Source organism: Bacillus sp. FJAT-50079 (assembly GCF_018343515.1).
GTDB lineage: Bacteria > Bacillota > Bacilli > Bacillales > Bacillaceae_C > Lederbergia.
Genome location: NZ_JAGYPD010000004.1, coordinates 119,045 through 142,262, shown reverse-complemented (window position 1 = coordinate 142,262; position 23,218 = coordinate 119,045). Strand labels below are relative to the sequence as shown.

The window sequence follows — 23,218 nt, the reverse complement described above, 5'->3', positions numbered from 1 at the left end:
CTTTCTTTCGTATCAACTTTCCACCACATGTAACTATTGGCATTTACCTATTATAACAAAAAATCGGCATAAAAAATTGGGCCATTAGGAACATTAACTATGAACCACGAAAAAAAAGGAGGATCTTTTCATGAAACTTGGAAAAATCATGTTATCCGTTGGGCTTGTTTCTGTCATGCTAATGGGTTGTGGTACAGCAAATAATGACCGTTTTGCAAATGATACTAACAGGCCAATCGGTGTTAATTATACCGACAATAACCGCCATGCTGACAACTACACATATAATGATGGATATAGAAATGTCGGTGTGAGAAACGGTATGAATGGTACAATGAACACTACTACTCGTGGAACAAAATATCGAGATGCAAAGGATATTGCCGATAAAGTCGCCGATCTTCCTGAAGTAGATCGCGCACATGTTGTCGTAACTGACCATACGGCATATGTAGGTGTAAGATTATCTGGTACAGAAACAAATCGAATGGATCGTCATTTAGAAGACAGAATTGACAAAATTGTGAGGGATACTGATCGGAGCGTTAATAATGTTCATATTTCAGAAAGACCGGAGTTCTTCCAACATTTAACTTCCCTCCGGGGCGGAACATTGACAAACGATTTCTATAATATGGTCGATCGTATCTTCCCGAATAATCGCGTCGTTCGATAATAGGTATCGCCTATTTAAAAAAGGGCTGACTTGATTTGTCAGCCCTTTTTATTATCCTTTCACGGAACCTGCAAGTAATCCGCGAACAAAATATTTCCCTAATATAACATACACGAGCAATGTCGGCAGTGCCGCAAGGAGGGCACCAGCCATTTGCACGTTCCATTCAACAATTTGACTTCCCGATAAGTTTTGCAATGCGACCATTACAGGTTGTTGTGTATTTGTTGTGATCGTCACCGCAAATAAAAATTCGTTCCAAATATTTGTAAACTGCCAAATACCAACGACGACAAAACCGGTTATTGATAAAGGCATAATAATATTCCAATATACACGTAAAAAACCAGCACCATCGATTTTTGCAGATTCAATCAAATCTGTTGGGATATTCGCATAAAAATTCCGAAACATGAGCGTTGTAACTGGAATGCCATATACAACATGAACAAAAATCAATCCAGGAATGCTATTATAAAGCCCGATACTCCTTAAAAATTCAATGAGAGGGATAAGGATACTTTGATACGGAATAAACATGCCGAATAATAATGCGGTAAAGATCCACTCTGAACCTTTAAATCTCCACTTCGACAATACATAGCCGTTCATCGAACCAATCATAGCAGCAATTATTGTAGCCGGAATGACGAGATAAAAACTATTCATTAAGTTCGGCGCAAGCTTCTTAAAAGCGAAGCTGTAACTTGAAAAATCCAATGCGGAAGGGAGTTTCCACATATTAGACAAAGTTACTTCTTCAAATGGTTTTAAACTTGTGATAATCATGACATAAAGCGGCATGATATAAAACAAACTAAATAAGATTAATAACAAATAAAGAATCGACCGAAGTCCCACCCGCTTTGCAGTCATGACATTTCACCTCTGCGGTTCTTAATTAAATATGGAACGATAAAAATCGCGACGGATAAAAGCATGATGATCGAAATTGCTGATCCATTTGCGTAATAATTACCTCTAAACGTCGTTTCAAACATAAATATTCCCGGCACATCGGTCACAAAATTTGCACCTGACCCTGTCATCGCATAAACTAAGTCGAAGATTTTCAATGATATATGAGCCATAATAATGATGACACTGACCGTAATCGGAGCTAATAGGGGAAAAATAACTTTCCGATACAATTGAAATTCGGTAGCCCCATCGACGCGCGCCGCTTCCCTTACTTCATCAGGTATCGCCCGTAACCCTGCTAAATACATTGCGACCGCAAAACCCGTCATTTGCCAAGTTGCAGCAATAACAAGAGCAATTATTGCGACCGGAACTCCAAACTCAATATGCCCCCACTTCCACGCAGGAATAACCGTAGTATCAACATACCACATCGGTTTGATCCCGAACTTTTGTAAAAATATGTTTACACCTGTCGTCGGATTCAGCAGCCATTGCCAAACAACCCCTGTCACGATAAAAGATAACGACATGGGGAAGAAAAATACATTTCGAAAAAACGATTCTCCTTTTATTTGTTGATCAATTAAGATTGCAAGCAATTGCCCAATAATAATTACAACTCCAATAAAGAGAACGGTAAAAAAGAGCGTATTCCGTAAATCGGCCTGAAAGCGGAATTGATCAAATAAATAAGCGTAATTTTTGAACCCTGCAAACGATAAGTCTTTAACAATCGAATTCCAGTTACTTAATGACACATACCCACTCCATGCGATAAATCCATACACAAAAATGGCAATTAAAATAATTGAAGGCAATAAAAACAAAAGTGATAAAATTCGATCTGTCGACATTTTTCGTTTCGTTACTTTCCCGACAGGAATAGCTGTTATTTTTGTATTGACCTCACCATTGACTTTCATCGCAACCATCTCCTCTAAGTTGAATCAACGATCTATATATAGATAGAAAGAAAGGGAAGATTTCTCTTCCCTCATTCGCTTTTCTATTGTCTAGTTGAAGCGCCTAGCTCCTTGATCTCACAAACCATATAGAAAGAAGTTTGTGAGATTATTCGAAGAGATTATGTTTCCTCGTCGCAAAGCAGGCGAGGCGCTTTCGCTTTTTTACAACTCCTTAGAAGCAGCGACTAATTGTTCAATAAAGTGATCAATATTCTTTTGTGTTACAAACATCACCATTGCATCATTTACCTTTGTTACAAATCCTTCATTTGCTGCTGAACCATGCGCAAGACTTGGACCTAAGTCATTCGTCTTAAAATCTTCCATTGCCGCTTTTCCGTATTCATCATACTTTTCTACATCCGCATCAACCCTCGCAGGAATCGAACCTTTCTTTGGATTGAAAGCGTCTTGCCCTTCGACAGATGCAAGAACAGATAAAAATTCTTTGACTGTGTCGGGGTTCTCTACTTCATTCGGCAAACCAAATGTATCCGTAATGACCGTGAACATTCCCCCACTATTTGGTGTTGGTACCCAGCCGTAATCTGTTCCAACTTTTAAGCCATGCCCATCAAAATATCCTTTCGCCCAATCTCCCATCACATTCATTGCAGCTTCGCCTTCCGCGACAAGTTGAGCTGCATCTTGCCAGTTACGCGCACTATGATCATCATTTACGTACTCAAGCATTTTAGCAAAAATTTCTGTTCCTTCTTTTACTTTCGGATCATCAAATGCAAGTTCGCCTGTCCAAAGCTTGCCATAATCCGTGGTGCCTAAATGGCCCAACAAAACACTTTCGTACAAGTGAGTCGCAGTCCAAGCTTCTTTATCTCCTAAAGCTAATGGAGTAATGCCATTTTCCTTTAACTTTTCAGCCACATCAAAAAATTCGTCAAACGTCGTTGGCGCTTCTAAATCTAGATCCTCAAATACTTTTTGGTTAAACCAAAGCACGTTTCCGCGGTGAATATTAACTGGAACAGAATAAATTTCACCGTCTTTACTTACAAGTTCAATTAATTCTGCCGGAAACTTATCGTTTAGCCCTTGTTCATCAAAGAAATCATTGAGAGGTGTCATCTTACCAGCTACAACCCAACTCTCATTCAATTCAGCTCCGCCGTGCACTTGAAACGTCGATGGTGGATCTCCACCTTGCATTCTACTTACTAATACCGCTTTTGCATTCGTTCCCGCACCCCCAGCTACTGCCGCATTAATAATTTCAATGTCAGGATGTTTTTCATTAAACACATCGATTAGCGCTAATAATCCATCTTCTTCCCCCGCACCTGTCCACCAGCTAAATATTTCCAAAGATGCTTTTTCCGTTTCGGCAGTTGGAGGTTTCTCTGCTGGCTTTTCTTGTTCAACCGGCTCAGCAGGATCGTTAGAAGCCTGATTACCACTGCAAGCCGCAAGCACAATCATGAATACACCTAATAAGATCGTTAAAAACCAATTTCTTCTCATACATGATTCCCCCTTATATTTGGAAGCGCTAACAAATATTATTATATTACTTTGTTCAACTGTATCGAACATCAGAAAGCTAAACAATTTTACTTCTTTCTTTATATACTTGTGCTGCACTAAAAAAAAATTGTCTTACTCCTTCCTTATAAGCATTTTTTTACGATTCATAGCATTATTTTGTCATCGTTGCCTAATGACATATTTTGAAGCTGTTTACTTCGATATTCCGTTGGAGAAAAACCGGTATTTCTCCTAAAAACACGACTAAAATAATTTGGATCTTTATAGCCAACATAGAAGCATATTTCCTTTAAGCTTTTTCCTTTTTCCATTAACTCTTTCGCTCGCTCCACTCGAACTTCCGTTACATAATCAATAAACGATTTTCCACAACGTTCTTTAAAAAGCTTGCTAAAATAATGCGGACTAAATTGAACAACTTCTGCCACTTCTTCAAGTGTAAGTGATTTTTCAAAATGTTGTTGAATATATCCTTTAGCCAATGAAATCATATCTTTACTATCGGAACAATGCAGGGATTGGATCATTTTCGCAGTTCTAATTACTTTATCATTCATGAGCTCTTGTAATTGATAAATAGATGTCGCTTGAAAATACTTTTGATGGAACACTACTTCTACTTTTTTCTCATATACTTGCCGATTTAATAGGACAAAAAATTCATTCAGCTTCTCTTTTATTTTTTCAAGTTTTCCGCCCGTTGACCCGATCAGTTCATCAAAGTATTTTTTAAATGCTACCGTAGACTCTTCCACTTGTCCAAAAATAATATGTTCTAACAGTTGTTTCTCTAAATCGAATAAATTATCGATCGACTCACTCTCTGAGAGCAAGTGATTATAGTACGTATACGAATATGGTCGACCCGTTTTCGCTAGGGCAAAAAGCGCTTCATGGTAGGACTGAACAAAATCATCTATTTCATCATAAGGCGTGCCAATTCCAATTTTCACTGGGATAAACGCAAGCTGCTGTTGAATTTTTTTAATGAGAATTTGCACAATCTTTACTGCCTGGCTCATCGTTGATTCTTTTTCTTTATCGTGACTTTCTGCTTGAATAAGGATCGGAAGCTGATTCAAATGAATGATGCCAACAAAGCTTTGAGTTACAATCATACTTAATTGATTCGCAATAAAATTCATGATCTTCTGCCTATCCTCGTTCATAATTTTACCGCTAGCAAATTCAAGTACGATTACATAACTTGTTTTTTCATAAACATCCAGCCAATGATCTTCATTGTCTGCGGTCATCCCGTAGTCACCATTTCCAACGATTAATGAAGTAATCTCACGTGACTGAATGATTGATAATGCCCGTTTATAATTATCTCTTATGTTAATTTGATGATTTCGGTTTTGCCTCTCGATTACAATTTCATTAATAACATTGTGTAGCACATCGATGATTTCCTGATTAGAATACGGTTTTAATAAATACTCTTTGACACCCAGCCTCACCGCTTGTCTTGCGTACTCAAATGCCTCAAAAGCCGTAACCATAATGACTTTCACCGTATTGTCCATTTTTTTTATTTCTTCGGTCGCCTCAATCCCGTCAATGCCAGGCATTTTAATATCCATAAAAATAATATTTGGCCGGAACTCCGCCGCCTTCATGATCGCTATTCTGCCATTTTCGGCCTCTTCAAACATAATCGCGTCCGTCCCCAACTCGTCTTTGATAATCTTTTTTAGCCCTAGTCTTTCGATCTCCTCATCATCAACAAGTAAAATTCGATACATTATAATCCCCCTCTTGGTAATCGAAGTTCCACAATTGTTCCTTTACCTATTTCAGAATGAATGGAATAAATATGTTCACATTGGTAAAAGAGCTGTAATCTGCGAATCACATTCCCTAACCCCAAACCTGTTGAATGCCCAGTACTTGCATGCTTTTGCGTATGTGCACTGTTTATTAATGACTGCTTCGTTTCCTCACTTATCCCTACACCGTTATCGATAATTTTTAATATGACCTGTTCAGAGTCCGCATGACCAACAATTTCGATCAGCCCTTCACTTTCCAAAGATTCCACTCCATGTATGAATGCGTTTTCAACAATTGGCTGAAGGGTTAAAATAGGAATGTTCAAAGACAAACATTCTTCATCAACAGATACAACAAAATTAACCCTAGGACCAAACCTAGTTTTTTGAATGAAAAAATAATCTTGCACAACATGTAATTCATCCTTAAGTTTTACAGGTTTTTCAAGTTTACTTAAGTTATAGCGTAATAGTTTAGAAAGCGACATAATTAAATTTTGCACCCTGTCAGAACCTTCAATATAAGCCAACTTTCCAATTGTATTGAGCGTATTAAATAAGAAATGAGGATTAATCTGACTTTGTAAGCTTTTTAGCTCCATTTCCTTGATGAGCTGCTCTTGCTCCGATTTTTCTTGGATTTGGGTAAATAGTTCAATTAAATCTTTTCTCATTTTATTAAACGTAGCTGTTAAAAATCCTAATTCATCTTTTTTATAATAATTAATTTCCTCACCATCTAATTTTCCTAGTGCAATTTCATGCGCTGCTTTCGTTAATTGGTAGATCGGTTTCGTAATATTTTCGCTGAATAATAAAGAAAACAGAAGAACGATAAAGAACGAAGCAGAAAATAACGCAAAACCCATATATTCCATATGTTGGTTTCGACCATTCATTTCCAAATAATATGATTGAAATTGGGTGAATTCATCATTTAACAACTGCAATGTTCGATCTTGCAGAAAAGATAACAACTTGAATGATTCAGCTTGCCGCGTCGGATAGCTTTCAATTTGTTCACTCATAAACAGTCCGATCGTCACATCTGTTTCTTCAATAAAACTTCCAATCATCATCTCGTAATTTTTAACAGATACAGAATTCTGGCCATTCATAATCGTCCTTTTTAAAGCCCGTTGTTTTTCCTTTAGTTGCTTGCGATACGTATAAAAAGCAGTTAAATCATCTTGTGTCTTATGTAAGAGAAATGAATTCATCGAATCGAAGGTATCCTGTGAAACTTGAGATATATCATTAATCAAGAAAAAACGATCTAACAGATGATCGTATTGTGACAATGTATGCTTATGATTGATATATAAGAAAGCAGAAACACCATTCATTAATACAAAGATCGTAAGAAAAAAAATCATCAGTTTTACTTTTATTTTATTCATAGGACATCAACCTGACTATTCCAGATCTTTTTTACGTAGTATATTTGTCGTTGTGTAGTACGTTGGCTGAATTCGCTCGCCAGTAACTGCTTTATATAACAAAGAAACACCTTGATACCCCATTTCATATTGATTTTGTTTCACCGTTGCTTGGATTTTATCTTCTTTAATCAATTCGAGTGTTTCTTCTAAATCGTCAAATGCGTAAACAAGAATGGGTGAAATTGGATTAATCTTATCGATCGCTTGGGAAATTCCCATGCCATCTAATGCACTTGTCCCAAAAATTGCCGTGATCTCGGGATACTTCCGTAGCATTTGATGTGCCTTCTCTGCCGCTTGAATTCTACTTATGTTCGAACTTTCGATGGCAATTACTTTCATATTAGGTGTTTTCTCAATCGCATCCAAGAATCCTTGCACCCGTAATACCAAATTGTTTGAATAGAGCAATCCCGTAATAATCCCTACATTCGCTTGACCATTTGTATCCTGAATGAGCGCTTCACCGATTTGGTATCCAGCTTGATAATTATCCGTTCCGATATAAGATAACCTTTTACTATCTTCTAAGTCCGTATCAAATGTAATGACAGGAATACCTTGATTGACCGCGTGATCAATTGCAGGTTTAAACTCTCGGTTTGTCAGCCCCTGGGTTAAAATTCCATCAACCTTCGCAGCCGCTGCCATTTCGATCATTTTTATATGTTCTTCTACATTCGTTTGCTGCGGGCCGATATATTCAACATGAATATTTTTTCCTACTGCCGCCGCTTGGCCCCCTTCAAAAATCTTTTGAAAATACGGGTTGTCTACTTCTTGCCCAATTAAAACGAAGTGATAATCATATTTAGGAATAGGTTTATCGCTATGGAAAGAAATATCATGCGAAAGTGATTTAGATAGAAATAACGCGGCCACTCCTAATGAAATACAAATTCCAATACTAAGACAGAGATAAAGCAAATTAATCTTTTTCACCGGCTCCCCCCCGCCCTTGTAGTTTTCTCAATTGTACCACAATTCAAACTACTTTCTAGATACGATGGTCCTAAAAACAGCTCTTATCAGCAACGAAAGACCCGGCAAATAATGAAGGATCATTCGCCGGGTAAAGAATAACTTTTAACTTTAGACATGTAGAACCGGGATTACGTTTGATCTGCTTTGTTGATTAATCATTGGACATGTACAAGATTTACTGCCATTTCTTAATTAGAGAATCGGCGGCGTCCTTAAGCGAGCCATACGCCTTTCCTGAAATCAGCTTTTTATCCTTTTGTTGGTCAAGCAACAGGTGAAATCCTTCCATATGTTTGATCACCTTCTGTGCTGACTCTTGTTCTTCGTAAAGACTCAGTGCTGTTAAATGAAGCTTCAACGTACGAAGGGTGGCTTCATCTGTGAATGCCCCTTCTTTCTCGAATTGCTCCATAAGTTTCATCAATCCTGCTGTATTTACAGGTGGATTGTGCCCAAGTAGCTCAACTTCTGCTAAAGCCGTCGAATTGCCTCCCTCATTTTCAGTAACCTCCAACCTGTAATATAAATATTCCGCTGGCTCTTTGATTTCAAATGCCCGAGTAAATAGGCGCCATTTAAACGATTCATTCTTTCGTCTGTCTAGCTCCGTCCAATTTTCTCCGTCGTTGGAACCTTGTAGAGTCCAGCTTTTTGGATCACCTGTTTCTAGATTCCCAGAAGTAAGCGTATACATACTAACCTTTTGTTTCCCTTCTGTAAATTGATATTGTATCCAAGGAGTCTTGCTATTTAGCGTTAACCGTGTATTAGATGTATTATCAAATAACAAGCCTGTATTGCTGCCTTCACTATCGGTCGCAGTCCCTTTCTCCTTATCTGTTAAATCTCTGAGCGGCTCAGGACTTAATATTGACCCATCCTTTGATTTAGGGGTGATCGAATCAAGCAAATCCTTTACTTCACTTCCCCATTTTGATGGCTTCGGGCCCATATCGAAATCTAATATTCCACCATTTGCAATATCCTCATGTAAAAGGTAATTTTTGTTATAATTTTCACCATTTAACTTTAAGCTTTGGACATACTTATTCTCTTTACTATTTTCCGGAGCATTAATAACAATCTTCTTTCCATTCTCCAGATGAATCGTTGCTTTCTTAAACAGCGGTGCACCAATCGCATATTCTTGGCTGCCCATTTTAAGCGGATAGAAGCCCATGGCACTTAAAATATACCATGCAGACATTTCACCGTTATCTTCATCACCTGCATACCCTTGTCCTATTTCACTTCCGATGTATAGCCTATCCAACACTTCGCGCACTTTCTCCTGTGTTTTCCAAGTCTCCCCAGTGTAATTATACATATAAGGGATATGATGGGATGGTTGATTGCTATGACCGTACTGGCCCATTCTTACATCTCTTGCCTCTCTCATTTCATGAATGATCCCGCCGTATCCGCCGACGTATTTAGCTGTTTCCTGTGTACTGAAAAATTGATCCAGTTTTGCCGATAAGCCTTCCCTCCCACCATAAAGATTAGCTAGGCCCTGCCCATCTTGCGGTGCATGGAATGCCATATTCCAAGCATTTGTTTCTGTATAATCTCTGCCCCATTCCTCTGGATTAAAGTTTTCCGGTGTTGAACGCCAAGCTCCAGCTGAAGTTCTCCCATTGAAAAATTCTACATTCGGATTAAACATATGAATATAGTTTTGTGCTCGATTCATAAAGTATTGGTAATCTTGTTCGTAATAATCATTGTATGGGTCTGACGAATCGTTTAATTCAGCAAGTGCCTTCGCCATATTCGCTATACCGTAATCGTTTATATAACCATCCAATGCCCAAGATAGGCCTTCGCCAGTACTTGTATTCGTATATCCATCAAAGATGGAAGTAGCCATTCCTTTTCTTCCAACATTTGCATTAGGCGGATTGACCGCCGCATTTTTTAATGCTGCTTGATATGCACCTCGAATATCGAAATTTGTAACACCTTTAAGATAAGCATCAGCAAACGCAACATCAGAGCTAGTGCCCACCATTAAATTGGCATATCCTGGGGAAGACCATCTGGAAATCCATCCTCCGTCCCGATAATGTTGAACAAATCCATCGATTAGCTCGCCAGCCATAGTCGGAGTAAGTAGGGCATATGCCGGCCATGTCGTCCGATACGTATCCCAAAAGCCATTATTAACGTATACTTTTCCATCTTTTACTTCAGCACAACCGACCGTTGCAGTCGCTGAAGTACATGTATTTAGCGGGAATTGGGTAGCATATTTATATTCTGGATTTTCAGCAGTCCCGACATTTTCAAATGCTGAATTCGGGTACAGGAATAAACGATACATATTAGAATATAAAGTAACTAGCTGATCTTCAGTCGCTCCCTCAACAGTAATCGTCCCTAGCTTCTGATCCCATGCGATTTGTGCCCTTTCCTTTATCGTTTCAAATGTATCATTTGTGGAAATTTCCATTTCAAGATTTTTCTTTGCTTGTTCTACACTTATTAAAGATGTGGCAATTTTCATTGTTACTACTTTGTCTTTTGAGGTATCAAATTTATAGTATGCTTGGACATTTGATCCCCCGCCTCCGCTTCCGGATAGTCTTTCTCCCTTAATGATCGGCTTATCAAATTCCGCGTAAATAAACATTCTCGAAGCACCTTGAGATAGGCCGCTTTTTTGATCGGAATAACCGGATATGGTTCCATTTTCGGGATGAAGAGTAATTCCGCCATTATTGCTTTGATTGTCAAAAATAAGATTAGATGTATCACCAGTAAAAGTAAATTTGAACATGGCTGCGTGATCTGTCGGCGCTATTTCTGTTTGAATGCCATTTTCAAATGTAACGCCATAATAATGAGCTTGTGCGACTTCATTAGAATGCTGAAAAGTTAATGCACGGGTATTTCGATTAATCGGAGGGGTTCCAGTTGCATCATTCGGCATTACATGAAACGTTTGTCTTTCGCCCATCCATGGACTTGGCTCATGACTCAATCCGAACGCTTGAAGCCTTGGTAAATTTGCGTCAGTATTGCTAGCGTGATATTCATAAAGCCAATTGGATCCTGCATTTGTTAACGGCGTCCAGAAGTTAAACCCGTGTGGAACTGCAGCAGCAGGAAAATTATTTCCTCTAGAAAAAGATCCGTTGGACAACGTCCCTCTCGTCGTAATGACATAATCAGAAAGCCTTGAATATTCCTTTGCGACAGGATTCCGTTCTATTTTAATATCATCAATTGTTCCTTTAAAAGCTTGTCCTTCTATTGCTTCTGGGTTATCGTATGCGATTAAGATTCTTTTAATTGTTTTTCCGGCAGCGACCGCACCAATATTTGATTTTTTAAAATTCCATTGGTTATTGTACAATGTCTTTGAATTTCCTTGATCTTGAGGGTTTACCTTTATACCATGCTGATCAACAGCACCTAATTGATGAAGATATGTCCCGTCTGAAAATAGCAGATCAACAGCTGCATACGTACTTGGATATTCAATCTGTGCTTTATCAGCAAACTCTGGTGCAATAAAATAAGATAATTCGGTATTAGGCGTTACTTCGATGTCCACATCAAATATTTTATTATACGAGTATCCTCTTCCATCAATTAAGTGTCGACCCGAATAGGTAAATGCTTTCAATCCGGTCCAACCAACATTCGATTTCGCATTATAAAGACCTGTTGGCCCGTTTGATATCGCTGATTTCATATCAGCTGCAGGCGGAGGCGGAAGAACAACGCCGTTTGATAATTGAAATTCGGCCAACTGAATGTATGAGTCTCCACTATTTGCCGTAATATTTAAACGGTAATATAAATACTTCGTATCGTTCTTAAAATCATATACTTTCGTTTGAAAACGCTCATTAAATTTTTCATTTTCCCTTAAATCTAGTTGAACCCAATTCACTCCATCGTTTGAGCCGGCAAAATTCCAATCCTTTGGATCCCTTCCTCCAAAGTCATTTGCGGATGTAAGAGCGTATTTTATTACGGCTTCTGGTTCAGTTAGTTTAAATTGAACCCAGCTTGTCGAACTTGTATCTAGCCATTTTGTATTTTCATTCGAGTCTATTAAATTACTAGCAATTTCACCGGCAGACGTATATTCTCCCCTTGCTTTTACTTCAACTACTTCGTCAGTAATACTGCCAGGGATTCCGGTGAAAGGTGTATTGCCATCGATCCCTTCACTCATTTTTTTCCCCGAAGCATCTATTTCTACTGTATTTTCCCATGTTGGCTGTGGGTCATTTGCTTCAAATGAAGTAATGAAATCTGTATTTGCTGTTTCTTCTGCTGCTACCCTCATCTTAGGTGACGTGGACAATGTTCCCATCAGTAAGGCAATACTTAATCCGATTGAAAGTGCTCGCATAGCAATTCTTTTTTTCATTTCTTTAAGTGCCTCCATTTGGTTTTTATAATGAATCGCTGTCTCTAAGATCCAATTGTATAAATAGTTGCTGCAATTGAAATCATTGGAGCTACATGTAAACATCCCCTCGAATACTACAAAATTTCCACAATAGCAAAATACTCGTTATCTGCACTTCCCATTCGTTTACTGTTGCATTAAATGTCCATGTAAGATCTTGGAACTGATTTTGATTTTCTCCATTATTAAAGGAGATTTTAACAATTAGATCGTGCGAGGAGCCAGCAGGCCATCCTCGCTTCCTTAAATCCGCTTAAAAGATGTTTTGGTTGACCACCTCTAGGGCAATATTCTTTAACTTTAATAAAGTAGTTTCAAAAATATCTTCATCAAAGTTATCAACATTCATTTTTTAAATATTTTTATAAAAAATCATTTATTTCCACTTCTTAATCAATGAATTTGCAGCAGCCTCAAGCTCGTTATGCGCCTTCTCCGAAATCAACTTATTATTTTTTTGCTGATCGATTAACACTTTAAAGCCCTGCATGTGCTTGACTATTTTTTCAGCTGCTTTTTCCCCTTCATAAAGCTCCAGTGCGGTCAAGTGCAGTTTTAAAGTGTGAGCTGAGCGATCGTCTCCGAGCTCTCCCTCTTTTTCAAATCGCTCCACTAATATCCTTATATCAACACTTGAAATTTCTTCATCCTCCTTTTCCAATGATTTGGCTGCCATCCATTCCATGATTGTTGTTGTTTTTCCATTAATCGTTGCTTCAACTTCATTGTTGTAAACATAGATCCAGGACCAATGACCATCGTATTGATATGGTGTACCATCGGCATTTTTGTATAAACCTGTAGTGTCATGCACATCATTAAATAGAGTTAATTGAACATCTTGTGCGCCAGCTTCAATCAATCGTTCATACGTTGGAAGTGTATTATTTTCCGGCCGTAATGTTGAATCATTTTTTGCTGCTACAAACCAAATCGGAGTTTTTCCTATGTTCTGGATGTCTGCTTCAGTTATTAATGAATCGTTTAAGCCTTCACATACTGGAAATGCAGCTGCAAAATACCCCGGGTAATCGCGAACCATTAGCATTGTCATATACCCGCCGTTGGATGCCCCACCGATATAAATCCGATTGGGATCAATATCAGGGTTGGTGGCTACATAATCTTTAATTAATGCCATAAGTGCTTCCTCATATTTTGAAGTTCCGTCCGCTCCACCAGTCAAATAACCATCCATCCATCTAGTTGGTGCCTGTGGCACTAAAACATATGCTCCATCAAAATAAGATTGTATGTCATCCGTGATAAAGTTAACGGCTTTGTTTGCCGATAATGGAATAGTTGCGTCTATACCACCTTCACCACCACCATGTAACCAAATGATTAATGGATTTTTTCCCTTGTCTTTCTTAGGTGCGTAATCTGCATAGGTTAGAGTAACACCATCATAAGTTGCTTTTCCAGTTGAGAAATCATCCACAAGTTCCCTTGTTCCCCCATCAAACGTATTAATAACGAGACCTGAAATTGTTCCCGTATTTAAATCAATATCTTGCACTTGTGTAATTGTGTATTCGGAATCAATCCATACATTAGCCCCACCATAATAGTTCAATGCTGAACCTAAAGATAAGTTGGGGCCGATTTCCATTTCTAATACAACGTAATTTCCCCCAACAGCTGCTTTTCCATCTTTATCAGCCACATAAACATTTGTTACTGTACGGTAACCTTTTTCTAACAATGGATTCTTTAACCTGTCATCACTTCTTGATACATGAACTTTAAACGTATCCTTCGTTACTGAGTCTGGTTCTAGTGGATTACCTATATCCACAATTAACTTTGTAATCGCTGCACCCCAGTCATGTATTTCTGTAACAGTTCGATAAGATGTTTCTTTCCCTTCCACTTCCTTTGCAAGCGCAATGATACTAAACGAAAGTGTCATTGCTACTATTAAAATAAACAACACAATTTTTTTTCCGTATTTTTTCATTACATTTATGCTCCTCATTTGATATTTGTATTGAATCTATTTCTTATGCGATCAACTTGTACAAATAGAGCTGCAATTAAAATAATTGCAGCTGCATGTAAACATCCTTTCTCTGATACTATATTTTTTTCAAAACTGTAAGATATTTATTACCTTTGCTCACCATCCATTTGCTGTGCGTTAAATGTCCATGTAAGATTTAAAGATGCTCCTTGGAATTGATTTTGATCTTCTCCGTTATCAATAAAGGTAAATTTGACGATGAGATCATGCGTTTTACCAACAGGCAGTCCTTTATCACCGAAATCCGGATAAAAAATGTTTCGATTGACTGCTTCTGGTGTCATATTTTTTAATTCAGCCAGAGTCGTTTCAAAAATAACCTCGTCAAAATTATCGACATTATATAAAAATTCAACTTGAATATGCTCGCCAAAGTCATCTGAGCCTTCTACACCATCAGCTGTATAATCCGTTTCCAACAATACTTTTCCGATATCAAGGCTGCCGTTATTTATCAGTTCAAAATCACGAAGAAAAGAATCGCCTGGCTTTATATTGTTTACATTGATTAATTGGGTTGGATTCACAGATAAATCCAACGTACCTGCCGCAAATGTATTGTTTGTCACTTCACTATCGCTAAAATATGCGTACGTTCCCCCACCAATTAAACTAATGCCAAGCACCGCAGACATTAACCCCATGCTCAATTGTTTTTTAATCGTCATCATTTTTCCTCCTCAAATTTTATATGATTTGTATTTAGAACTTAATTTGCTTCCTTTGGAACTTCAATAAGTCGCAAAGCTCTCCAGATTGTAATTGCTGAATATCCTAAAAATATGAAACCAGGAATGATTAAAAATAATACTGCTCCTTGCCCTGTATTGAGATAATGAAGCGCGTAACCCGCATAAGGGATCGTAAATCCAGAATATTTACCGACGATATTTTGAGCAAGAACTGGCTCTACATCTGGTCCATTATTGTTATCACCTTGGGTAATATAGCTTTGGCCTTTGTTTTGGACCTCTATGATTCTATGTGTAATTAAAAGATTCTCTTTTGTTTTGAAGGTAATAACATCGCCCTTATTAAATTCGGCCGTATTTTCGGCTTGTTCGATTAAAATGACTGAACCCGTCTGCATTTCTGGCTCCATTGAACCAGATAGAACCGTCTTAAATTGGTAACCGAACAAGCTTGGTTCTCCCCCGGCAGCTCTGGAGGATATGACAATAAACACAGCCAGAAGCAGAAGGATGATTAATACGGTTGTGACAATATTGCTAATCCAACTCAACATCGTCTTCAATTTCATCGCCACTTTCACTCCGTTCCGTTTGATTTGCATCGGGTTGATTCTCAGCCGCTTCAGTAATATGCTCTTCAATCAGCTTATCGACTATATCTACTTCTTCAACATCAACAATTTCTGTTGGCTCATTGTCCATGCTCATCTCTTTTTGCTCGTCCTCGTCCTCCTTATGAACATTCTCAGCATCCACATTCCCAATATTCAGGAAATTCTCATCAACTAAAATCGTTCCTTCTATTTTTGTAACATCATTGAAACTCGCTCCAGTCGGGGAATATAACTGTGAGACAGTAAAAATAAGTAAGTACAAGAGAAGGAGCGTTTGAAAAAGCTTCCTGGGTCCCTTTTTATGCACACTCCTCTCCATTTCGATATTTCGATTTCTTTCCATTTGCTTCTTCCTTTCAATTTTCCAAATTTATATAGTCCCTCCCTATGGGAAATCACTGACTACCATAGGGAGGTCTTCTATATTAACGCAATTTGACCATGAATGAATCTGTACTTGTTTTAAGTCTGTTATATCCCTTTTCAGTAATTATTCCATTTGCTTTCTGTTGATCAAGCAACACCTTTAAGCCTTCCAAATGTTTAATCACTTTTCCCATGTCTTGTTGTTTTTCATAAAGTCCGACCGCAGTTAAATGAAGCTTCAGAGAGTGAGCAGCATTCCCATTTGTAAATTCTCCATTAGCTTCCATTTGTTCAACCAATCCTGTTAAATCATCCACAGTCCGAATTTTATATAATTTATCAATTTCTACTTGTGGGTAACCATCTTTTACGTATTCTACGACTAAATCCTCGTCGACTGTAAACGTAGTTTTTAGTTTGATATCTTCTGAAGAAGCTCCAACTCGCACTTCGTACGTACCTTTTTCTACTACCCAAGCTGAAAGCTCTTCGTTGAAGGAAGCAATATCGCGCGGATCAAGCTCAAATTTCAAGTTCTCTTTATTACCCGGTTCGATATTTTCTGTTTTCTTGAATGCCCTTAATTCCATTTCCGGCTTTTCAAGTTTTCCATCAGGCGCACTGACGTATAACTGCGCAACTTCTTTTCCAGCTACATTTCCACCGTTCGTTACAGTGGCAAAGACCGTTATGTTCTTTTTAAAGTTTCCATTATTCGTAATTTTAATGTCGCTATAATCGAAATCTGTATAGGATAGACCGTATCCAAATTCATAGGCCGGTTTTACATCAAATGTTGTATAGTATCGGTATCCGACATAAATATCCTCTTGATATTCAACCTGCAATCCATTGTCGCCGGTATGGGGGAAATTATCATATGTCGGGACATCTTTTATCCGTTTTGGGAACGTTTCAGGCAGCTTTCCAGATGGATTTATCTTGCCCGATAATACATCGGCAATTGCATTTCCGGCTTCCATTCCCGGTTGCCATGCAAGTAAGATAGAATCTGCATAGTCTTCCCATTCTTCAGTAATGATCGGCGCACCGATATTTAAGATGACAACTAGCTTTTTATTTTCAGCATGGTATGCCTTTGCAACCCTTTTTATCAAATCTATTTCTTTTGGACTTGTTTCAATGGATGCTTCGGTTGCATCCGCACCTTCTCCAGAGCCTCTTGCAATGACTAAAACACCAATATCTGTGTTTTCTGCCATATACTCCGCCTCTGCAATAGTCATATTTTCCATCAATTCTTCACCATTCTCATTTTGATAGAACGGTGTATAACCCGCATTTGCCAGTCCTTCTGGAAGCTGAACCGAATAAGGTGGTGTTACATAGGCACTTCCAGTTCCCATAAGGAACATTTTGGTTGCAGCGTTTGGCGTCGTACAAGCGGAGGCTGGCGTACCAAATCCACAACTAGGCATTGAATAGGAGTTTCCAACTAGACCGACCGTTTTCACATTTTCAGTAAATGGAAGTGCAGTCCTGTCATTTTTCAAAAGCACCATCCCCTCCGGTGCGGCTTTGCGGGAGAGTGTAGCATTCGCTTTGGACAGATCTTCAGTCACTTTATTTTTTGTATTGTCAACGATACTTTTTCCTTTAAAAGTAGGTGCTTTAACTACTAGCTCCAAAAAATTTCGAACAGCAGTATCTAGCTCAGCCATCGATAGAGAACCATCATTAATAGCGGTTTTAATGCCATTTTTACCGCTATTATTTAGTGATGGCATGGACAAATCATTTCCGCCTTTTAACATCGCGACGCCATCATTCTTTGACCCGCCCCAGTCTGACATAACTAAACCATTAAATCCCCAATCCGTTCTTAATACATCATTTAGAAGCCTTGGATTATGGGATGAATAAGCTCCGTTAATAGAGTTATATGAACTCATTACTGTCCAAGGCTTGGCTTCTTTTACAGCCATTTCAAATCCCGGAAAATATATTTCCCTTAATGCACGCTCTGTTATTACCTCATTGACTGTCATTCTATTTGTTTCCTGGTTATTAGCCGCAAAATGTTTAAGGCTAACCCCGACCCCTTGATCCTGAACACCTTTTGTAAACGCTGTACTCATTACACCATTTAAATAAGGATCTTCTGAATAATATTCGAAGTTTCTTCCTCCTCGCGGATCTCTATGGATATTGAGTCCAGGACCTAAGATTACGTCAACACCGTACTCTAGCGTTTCTTTCCCCATACCACTCGCGACTTCATACATTAAATCTTCATTAAAAGTTGCAGATAGCGCAGTTGGAATTGGAAATCCGGTTGTAGATTTATTGGCGGTTGAACCAAATCGTAAGCCTGCTGGTCCATCTGCAAACGTAAGTCTAGGGATTCCTAAACGCGGGATGGCGAAAGTGCCGCCAGCCGCACCGGTAATCGCTGATCCAGCTCCGCCTAATAGATCCACCTTCTCGTCCAATGTCATAGCGTCAATTACAGCATCAATAGAAGATGTATCGACTAATTGTGGCATTTCCTCTTTTGCTGCAATCGAATAATTTGAATTAAAGCCTACAATCGCAATTGTAAAAGCAAGTGCAAATGAAAATCCTTTTTTCAACTTACTCACGCTCTCCCACCTCTTTTCTTCTTAAAAGTCCCCCCTGTGACAAAGTCACTTTGCCGCAGGGAGAAATCATTACACAATAACGTTTATTGCCACGTCACAATTAGGGAATCCGCGCCAACTTTAAGTTTATTATAAGCCTGTTCAGAAATGCCCCCTTTCGTTTTCTGTTGATCAAGCAGTAATTTAAATCCTTCCATATGCTTGACCACTTTTTCAGAAGCATTTTGTTTTTCATATAAAGCTACTGCTGTTAAATGTAGCTTCAAGGAATGAGCAGCCTGACTATTTGAAATTTCACCTTCTTTTTCAAATTGCTCCACAAGTTCATTCATACCAACAGCTGTCGAGATCGATGGAGCATAGACCTCAAACGAAGCAATATTGAAACTCGTAGATGCAGGAGCTGCGTCTAATCCGATCACCCCGTTGCCTCTTCCTCCTGGACCGATTTGCGGACCACCCGGACGTTTTCCGGACATCGTTAATCTGATATATCGCTTTTTCACTGGGGTAAACTGCAAATCACTTACAGACGAACCGTTGATGTTTTTGACATTGTAAATCGGTACCCAATTTTTATCATCATCGGAGCCCTCAATAATCATCTCCTGTGCATAATTCGCATAGTCCCATCTAATAATTGCACGGTCGAAGATGGTTGGCTCTCCGAAATCAACTTTGAACCATTGCGGATCGGTACCCGTACTAGCATTTGTCGAGCTCTGCCATTTTGTATACATGGAACTTTCCAATGCTCTGCTTGCAGTATTTGACCCTTGTGTTGTTGATGCTGTTGCTGCTTTCCCAGCAGCCAGATTTTCCTTAGTCGGCCTTGGATCATTTTTCGATGTTAAGTTATTGTAGCTATCAACCTCAACGAACGGGACTGCATCACCAAGATCAGATAAATTGTATGTTGCAGTAAGAGTTCTTTGTTCGCCTGGTAACAGCATGAAATAGTTATCCTCCATTCTTACCGGAGCAATTAAATCACCATCTGTACCTTTCTTAATCTTGGCAAATACGGCATACGCAATTGATGCTCCATTGTTTTTCACCGTATACGTAAGCGTTTGCTCTTCTCCATCCGTTACTGCTTCAGGGTTGCCGACGATCTCCAAGTTGACCTTATCCAGTAACTGCAAATGAGTAAAGTCAGCAAACTGATCTTGAGGAGTATAGTTCCAAGCCTTATTCTGATATCTCATTGCATCCTTTCTCGTTGTGAGAGCATAGGAATTCACACTGACAGGATTGTCATCCGCGTCTTTTAATTCCAATCGCAGGAAATAAGTAGGTGATACATTAAGGTCACCTTCTACAATTTTGTCAACAATCGTAATCCCGTAGGCCTCTTCGATCTTCCCATCGAAATTGATCATCTGATAACCAATTTGCTTCGGTTGTCCCCCGACAGCTGTACTTGCTCCGTCTGGAGTCACGGCAAGGTTTGTAAATTCTTTATCATACACTTTATTGCTATCGATATTGTAAACTTGTACATTTGCTTTCAAATCGCCGTAATCCTTATTTGTACTATTAAGGATTTTGACTTCATGAGTTACGTAGTCGTACATAATATGGAGCGGCTCGTTTCCTTTTTTCGCTCCGAAATAAGAGCCGTTCGGATTGAAATAAAAATCAAACAGATTCCAAAACATACTCGGCCACGCGTTGTTCAGCATCCATTGAACCCAACCAGTAGCCTTCGTATATTTGTTGGCATTTAGCGCTTCAAACATTGCGCGCTGTGAGTCATATTGTTGAACTTGCGCCTTGATATTATACTCTTCAAGACTATTAGATTCTCCATAATGGTTGTCAATTGCTAGATTGAATTTTGAAAGATCAAGGAAATTGGCTCTAGCATTATGGTAATTCCATTGTTGATAATTTTCTCCTCCAACATTGTAGGGCCATAGATTCTCTTCGGGCAAAATCTTCTTCATCGTCTCAATAACTGGAATGCTTGGTCCTGGTCCCGCCTCCGACGTAAATCCGAAAGCGCCACCGCGATCCATATCTTCATACCACATCACAGGCGGAGCATAATCATAGGAAGCGTCCATATGCATCCCCCCCGTCGTTCCGGTTAACTCTGCTATTTTTGCAGATCCGCTGGAGATGATGGCACCGTACTCATCCCAGTGCAATCGATTTTCAATATCTAGAAAAGACTGCTCTACCTCTTTTCCACGAGCAAGGCTTCCTCCTGAAGGAATGCTGCTTCCATACGATGGAGGATTGTCGCTCCCGTTCATCCAGGCAATCATGCTTGGGTGGACCCTTAATTCACGAAGTTGAGAAATTAACGAATCATTTGCGATATCCAAGTCCTCATCGCTATATGCCGCAGGTTGCTGCCATTTACTGCAACATGTCCATCCGCCCATATAAAGCATGCCGTTTTCATCTAGAAGGTCGATCAGGCGATCATCAAAGAAAATCCCTTCATCCCTAATTGCATTTAAGCCCATATCTTCTAGGTATTGGACTAGAGCAATATTTGTGTCCATATCTCGGCGGAGGTACAAATCAGTAGGTGAATAACCTCCCGCCTTAATAAGTACAGGCTTATGATTCACATAGAACTGCACCATATCTTTAAGTGGCGGATTCGTTCTAGTTGATGGAGATACATTCATCTCGGTCGTTAGTTCACGAATACCAAATCTTTGTGTAATACGATCACTTACGGCGTTATCCTCTGTTCTAAATTGGAATTCTATCGTATGCATGGATGGCTCACCCATATCAATTGGCCACCATAATTCAGGGTTTTCTATGTTTAGTTCCTTGAAAGCATCTGAAGTAAAAATAACTTCATATTCCTTTTCACTCGCTTTAAGATTTACAACCTGCGAAATGGTTGCGAGTTCGGAACCAGACGGGTCTTTAATCGTTGCTTCTACTATCCCAGAAACTGGTTCTTCAGAATGGTTTGTTACATCTACGTATGCGTTGAGACTTGCATTAGAAAGATCCTTATCAACTTTTGACGTTACAAATGGATTGCGAGTCGTGACAGCACCACTTGTTGTAATGAAAACATCTCTCCATAAGCCCATGTTATTATCAGTCGGTCTAGGTACCCAGTCCACCCAATAAATAGAAAAATCTTGTCCAAAATTGGATTTAGTCACCTCGACTGCAATCGTGTTTTTTGTTAAACCATCAGCAACTACATAATCGGTAATATTCAATTCGTACGTTCGGAATGAACCAACGATATCTTTTTTATCCGCAATTTTCTTTCCGTTAACCCAGATGTCCGCTTTATAACCAATCCCTTGGAAGTTGACTAATATTTCTTTGCCCGCCTCACTTGCTGGTAAGACAAATTCAGTGCGATACCACCATGGAACTTCAAATCTACTTTCATCGGTAAATGCGATACGATCATGAATAAACGGATCTTCAATATCTCCCGCTTCAATAAGAGCCCCCATCACCGTATTAGGAACCGTCGTAGGAAACCAGCCTTCTGTATTGTAGCTATTGGTTGAAAGGGATTTTCCTTCCTCAGTAGCAATGGCTGATGATTGGATGTACCAATTGCTATTTAAATGATAGACATTGTCATACGTAATCGCCTTCTTTAATGAGTTCCCCTCACTTGAAAGAGGCAATTTGGAATTTGTGCCGTTGGAACTAGTTGATTCAGCTGACATTGATGAGCTTGTTGTAAATAAACTAGAAGTTACTATTAAGAGAGCGGCGGAAATACTAAGCATCTTTTTCAATGACTTTTTAACATGCATGTTACCTATCCTCCCTTATTTTCACCTACCATAATCCAAATAAAGGATTGTGATAAGATCCCCTTTCCGTCAACACTTTGCTTACAGTCACCCCCTTACCACATTTAACCCATGTGAATACTCATGTATAGAAACGACCTCCCCCCTCCCTTTTAATTCGAATGTATCTCAAATAAAAAATCCGAGTTTACATCACGATGAAATAGTAGTTTCATTCACGAAATGCCATGGCTCGGAAAACTGGGAATTTTATGTAATTATCACGATGTAAAATAATTGGTTATAAAAATTTATGCTTATCTATCGTGTGAAACAACTTTATTGTAACAGATGATAAAACGCTTACATAAGTTGGTATTCTGTATTTTTACTATGATCAATAGCATTATTTAGCTATCAATCGACTCGATTCGCATTAGCTAGTGGAACATTTTATTAGATAAATTCGTTTAAAAATAGAA

The 23,218-nt window shown here is 38.8% G+C and carries 13 protein-coding genes and 3 pseudogenes; 1 reads left to right on the top strand and 15 read right to left on the bottom strand.

The genetic code is table 11. The features are described from left to right. Positions 1-130 precede the first annotated feature (130 nt). Positions 131-676, top strand: a complete 546-nt coding sequence (locus tag KHA95_RS11625; protein WP_213137672.1) for a YhcN/YlaJ family sporulation lipoprotein — start codon at positions 131-133, stop codon at positions 674-676. A 51-nt stretch (positions 677-727) separates the two neighbouring features. Here KHA95_RS11625 and KHA95_RS11620 read toward each other — a convergent pair whose 3' ends face one another. The 15 genes and pseudogenes from KHA95_RS11620 to KHA95_RS11555 form a co-directional block, all read right to left on the bottom strand. Then, a complete protein-coding gene (locus tag KHA95_RS11620; protein WP_213137671.1) occupies positions 728-1,552 on the bottom strand; it encodes a carbohydrate ABC transporter permease in 825 nt (274 codons plus the stop codon). Further along, the gene (locus KHA95_RS11615) at positions 1,549-2,454 is read right to left on the bottom strand and encodes a carbohydrate ABC transporter permease (RefSeq protein ID WP_481748444.1); all 906 of its coding nucleotides are present in this window, start codon (positions 2,452-2,454) and stop codon (positions 1,549-1,551) included. Before KHA95_RS11615 ends, KHA95_RS11620 begins: the two co-directional genes overlap by 4 nt. Positions 2,455-2,727: 273 nt before the next feature. Then, positions 2,728-4,044, bottom strand: a complete 1,317-nt coding sequence (locus tag KHA95_RS11610; protein WP_213137669.1) for an ABC transporter substrate-binding protein — start codon at positions 4,042-4,044, stop codon at positions 2,728-2,730. 167 nt (positions 4,045-4,211) lie between these two features. Beyond that, on the bottom strand, positions 4,212-5,816 hold the full coding sequence (locus KHA95_RS11605; RefSeq protein WP_213137668.1) for a response regulator: 1,605 nt from the start codon (positions 5,814-5,816) through the stop codon (positions 4,212-4,214). Beyond that, a complete protein-coding gene (locus KHA95_RS11600; protein ID WP_213137667.1) occupies positions 5,816-7,243 on the bottom strand; it encodes a sensor histidine kinase in 1,428 nt (475 codons plus the stop codon). The genes KHA95_RS11605 and KHA95_RS11600 overlap by 1 nt, the downstream gene beginning before the upstream one ends. Positions 7,244-7,258: 15 nt before the next feature. Further along, positions 7,259-8,227, bottom strand: coding sequence for a sugar-binding protein (locus KHA95_RS11595; protein WP_213137666.1), 969 nt, complete (start codon positions 8,225-8,227; stop codon positions 7,259-7,261). A 217-nt stretch (positions 8,228-8,444) separates the two neighbouring features. Continuing rightward, positions 8,445-12,656, bottom strand: coding sequence for a GH92 family glycosyl hydrolase (locus tag KHA95_RS11590; protein WP_249316844.1), 4,212 nt, complete (start codon positions 12,654-12,656; stop codon positions 8,445-8,447). A gap of 91 nt (positions 12,657-12,747) precedes the next feature. Then, a pseudogene (locus KHA95_RS23375) lies at positions 12,748-12,924 on the bottom strand (hypothetical protein); the annotation flags it as partial. 150 nt (positions 12,925-13,074) lie between these two features. Further along, positions 13,075-13,314 (bottom strand): annotated as a pseudogene (locus KHA95_RS23370) (FIMAH domain-containing protein); the annotation flags it as partial. Between the two features lie 39 nt (positions 13,315-13,353). Next, positions 13,354-14,676 (bottom strand): annotated as a pseudogene (locus tag KHA95_RS11580) (prolyl oligopeptidase family serine peptidase); the annotation flags it as partial. Between the two features lie 131 nt (positions 14,677-14,807). Continuing rightward, positions 14,808-15,389 (bottom strand): CalY family protein, encoded by a 582-nt coding sequence (locus tag KHA95_RS11575; RefSeq protein WP_213137664.1) that lies wholly within the window; start codon positions 15,387-15,389, stop codon positions 14,808-14,810. Between the two features lie 41 nt (positions 15,390-15,430). Beyond that, entirely contained in the window at positions 15,431-15,982 is a 552-nt protein-coding gene (sipW, locus tag KHA95_RS11570) for a signal peptidase I SipW (protein WP_213137663.1), read from the bottom strand. Further along, positions 15,951-16,370, bottom strand: a complete 420-nt coding sequence (locus KHA95_RS11565) for a hypothetical protein (protein WP_213137662.1) — start codon at positions 16,368-16,370, stop codon at positions 15,951-15,953. Before KHA95_RS11565 ends, sipW begins: the two co-directional genes overlap by 32 nt. Positions 16,371-16,452: 82 nt before the next feature. After that, the gene (locus KHA95_RS11560; protein ID WP_213137661.1) at positions 16,453-18,996 is read right to left on the bottom strand and encodes a glycoside hydrolase family 3 C-terminal domain-containing protein; all 2,544 of its coding nucleotides are present in this window, start codon (positions 18,994-18,996) and stop codon (positions 16,453-16,455) included. A gap of 83 nt (positions 18,997-19,079) precedes the next feature. After that, positions 19,080-22,757 (bottom strand): FIMAH domain-containing protein, encoded by a 3,678-nt coding sequence (locus KHA95_RS11555; RefSeq protein WP_213137660.1) that lies wholly within the window; start codon positions 22,755-22,757, stop codon positions 19,080-19,082. Between the last annotated feature and the right edge of the window lie 461 nt (positions 22,758-23,218).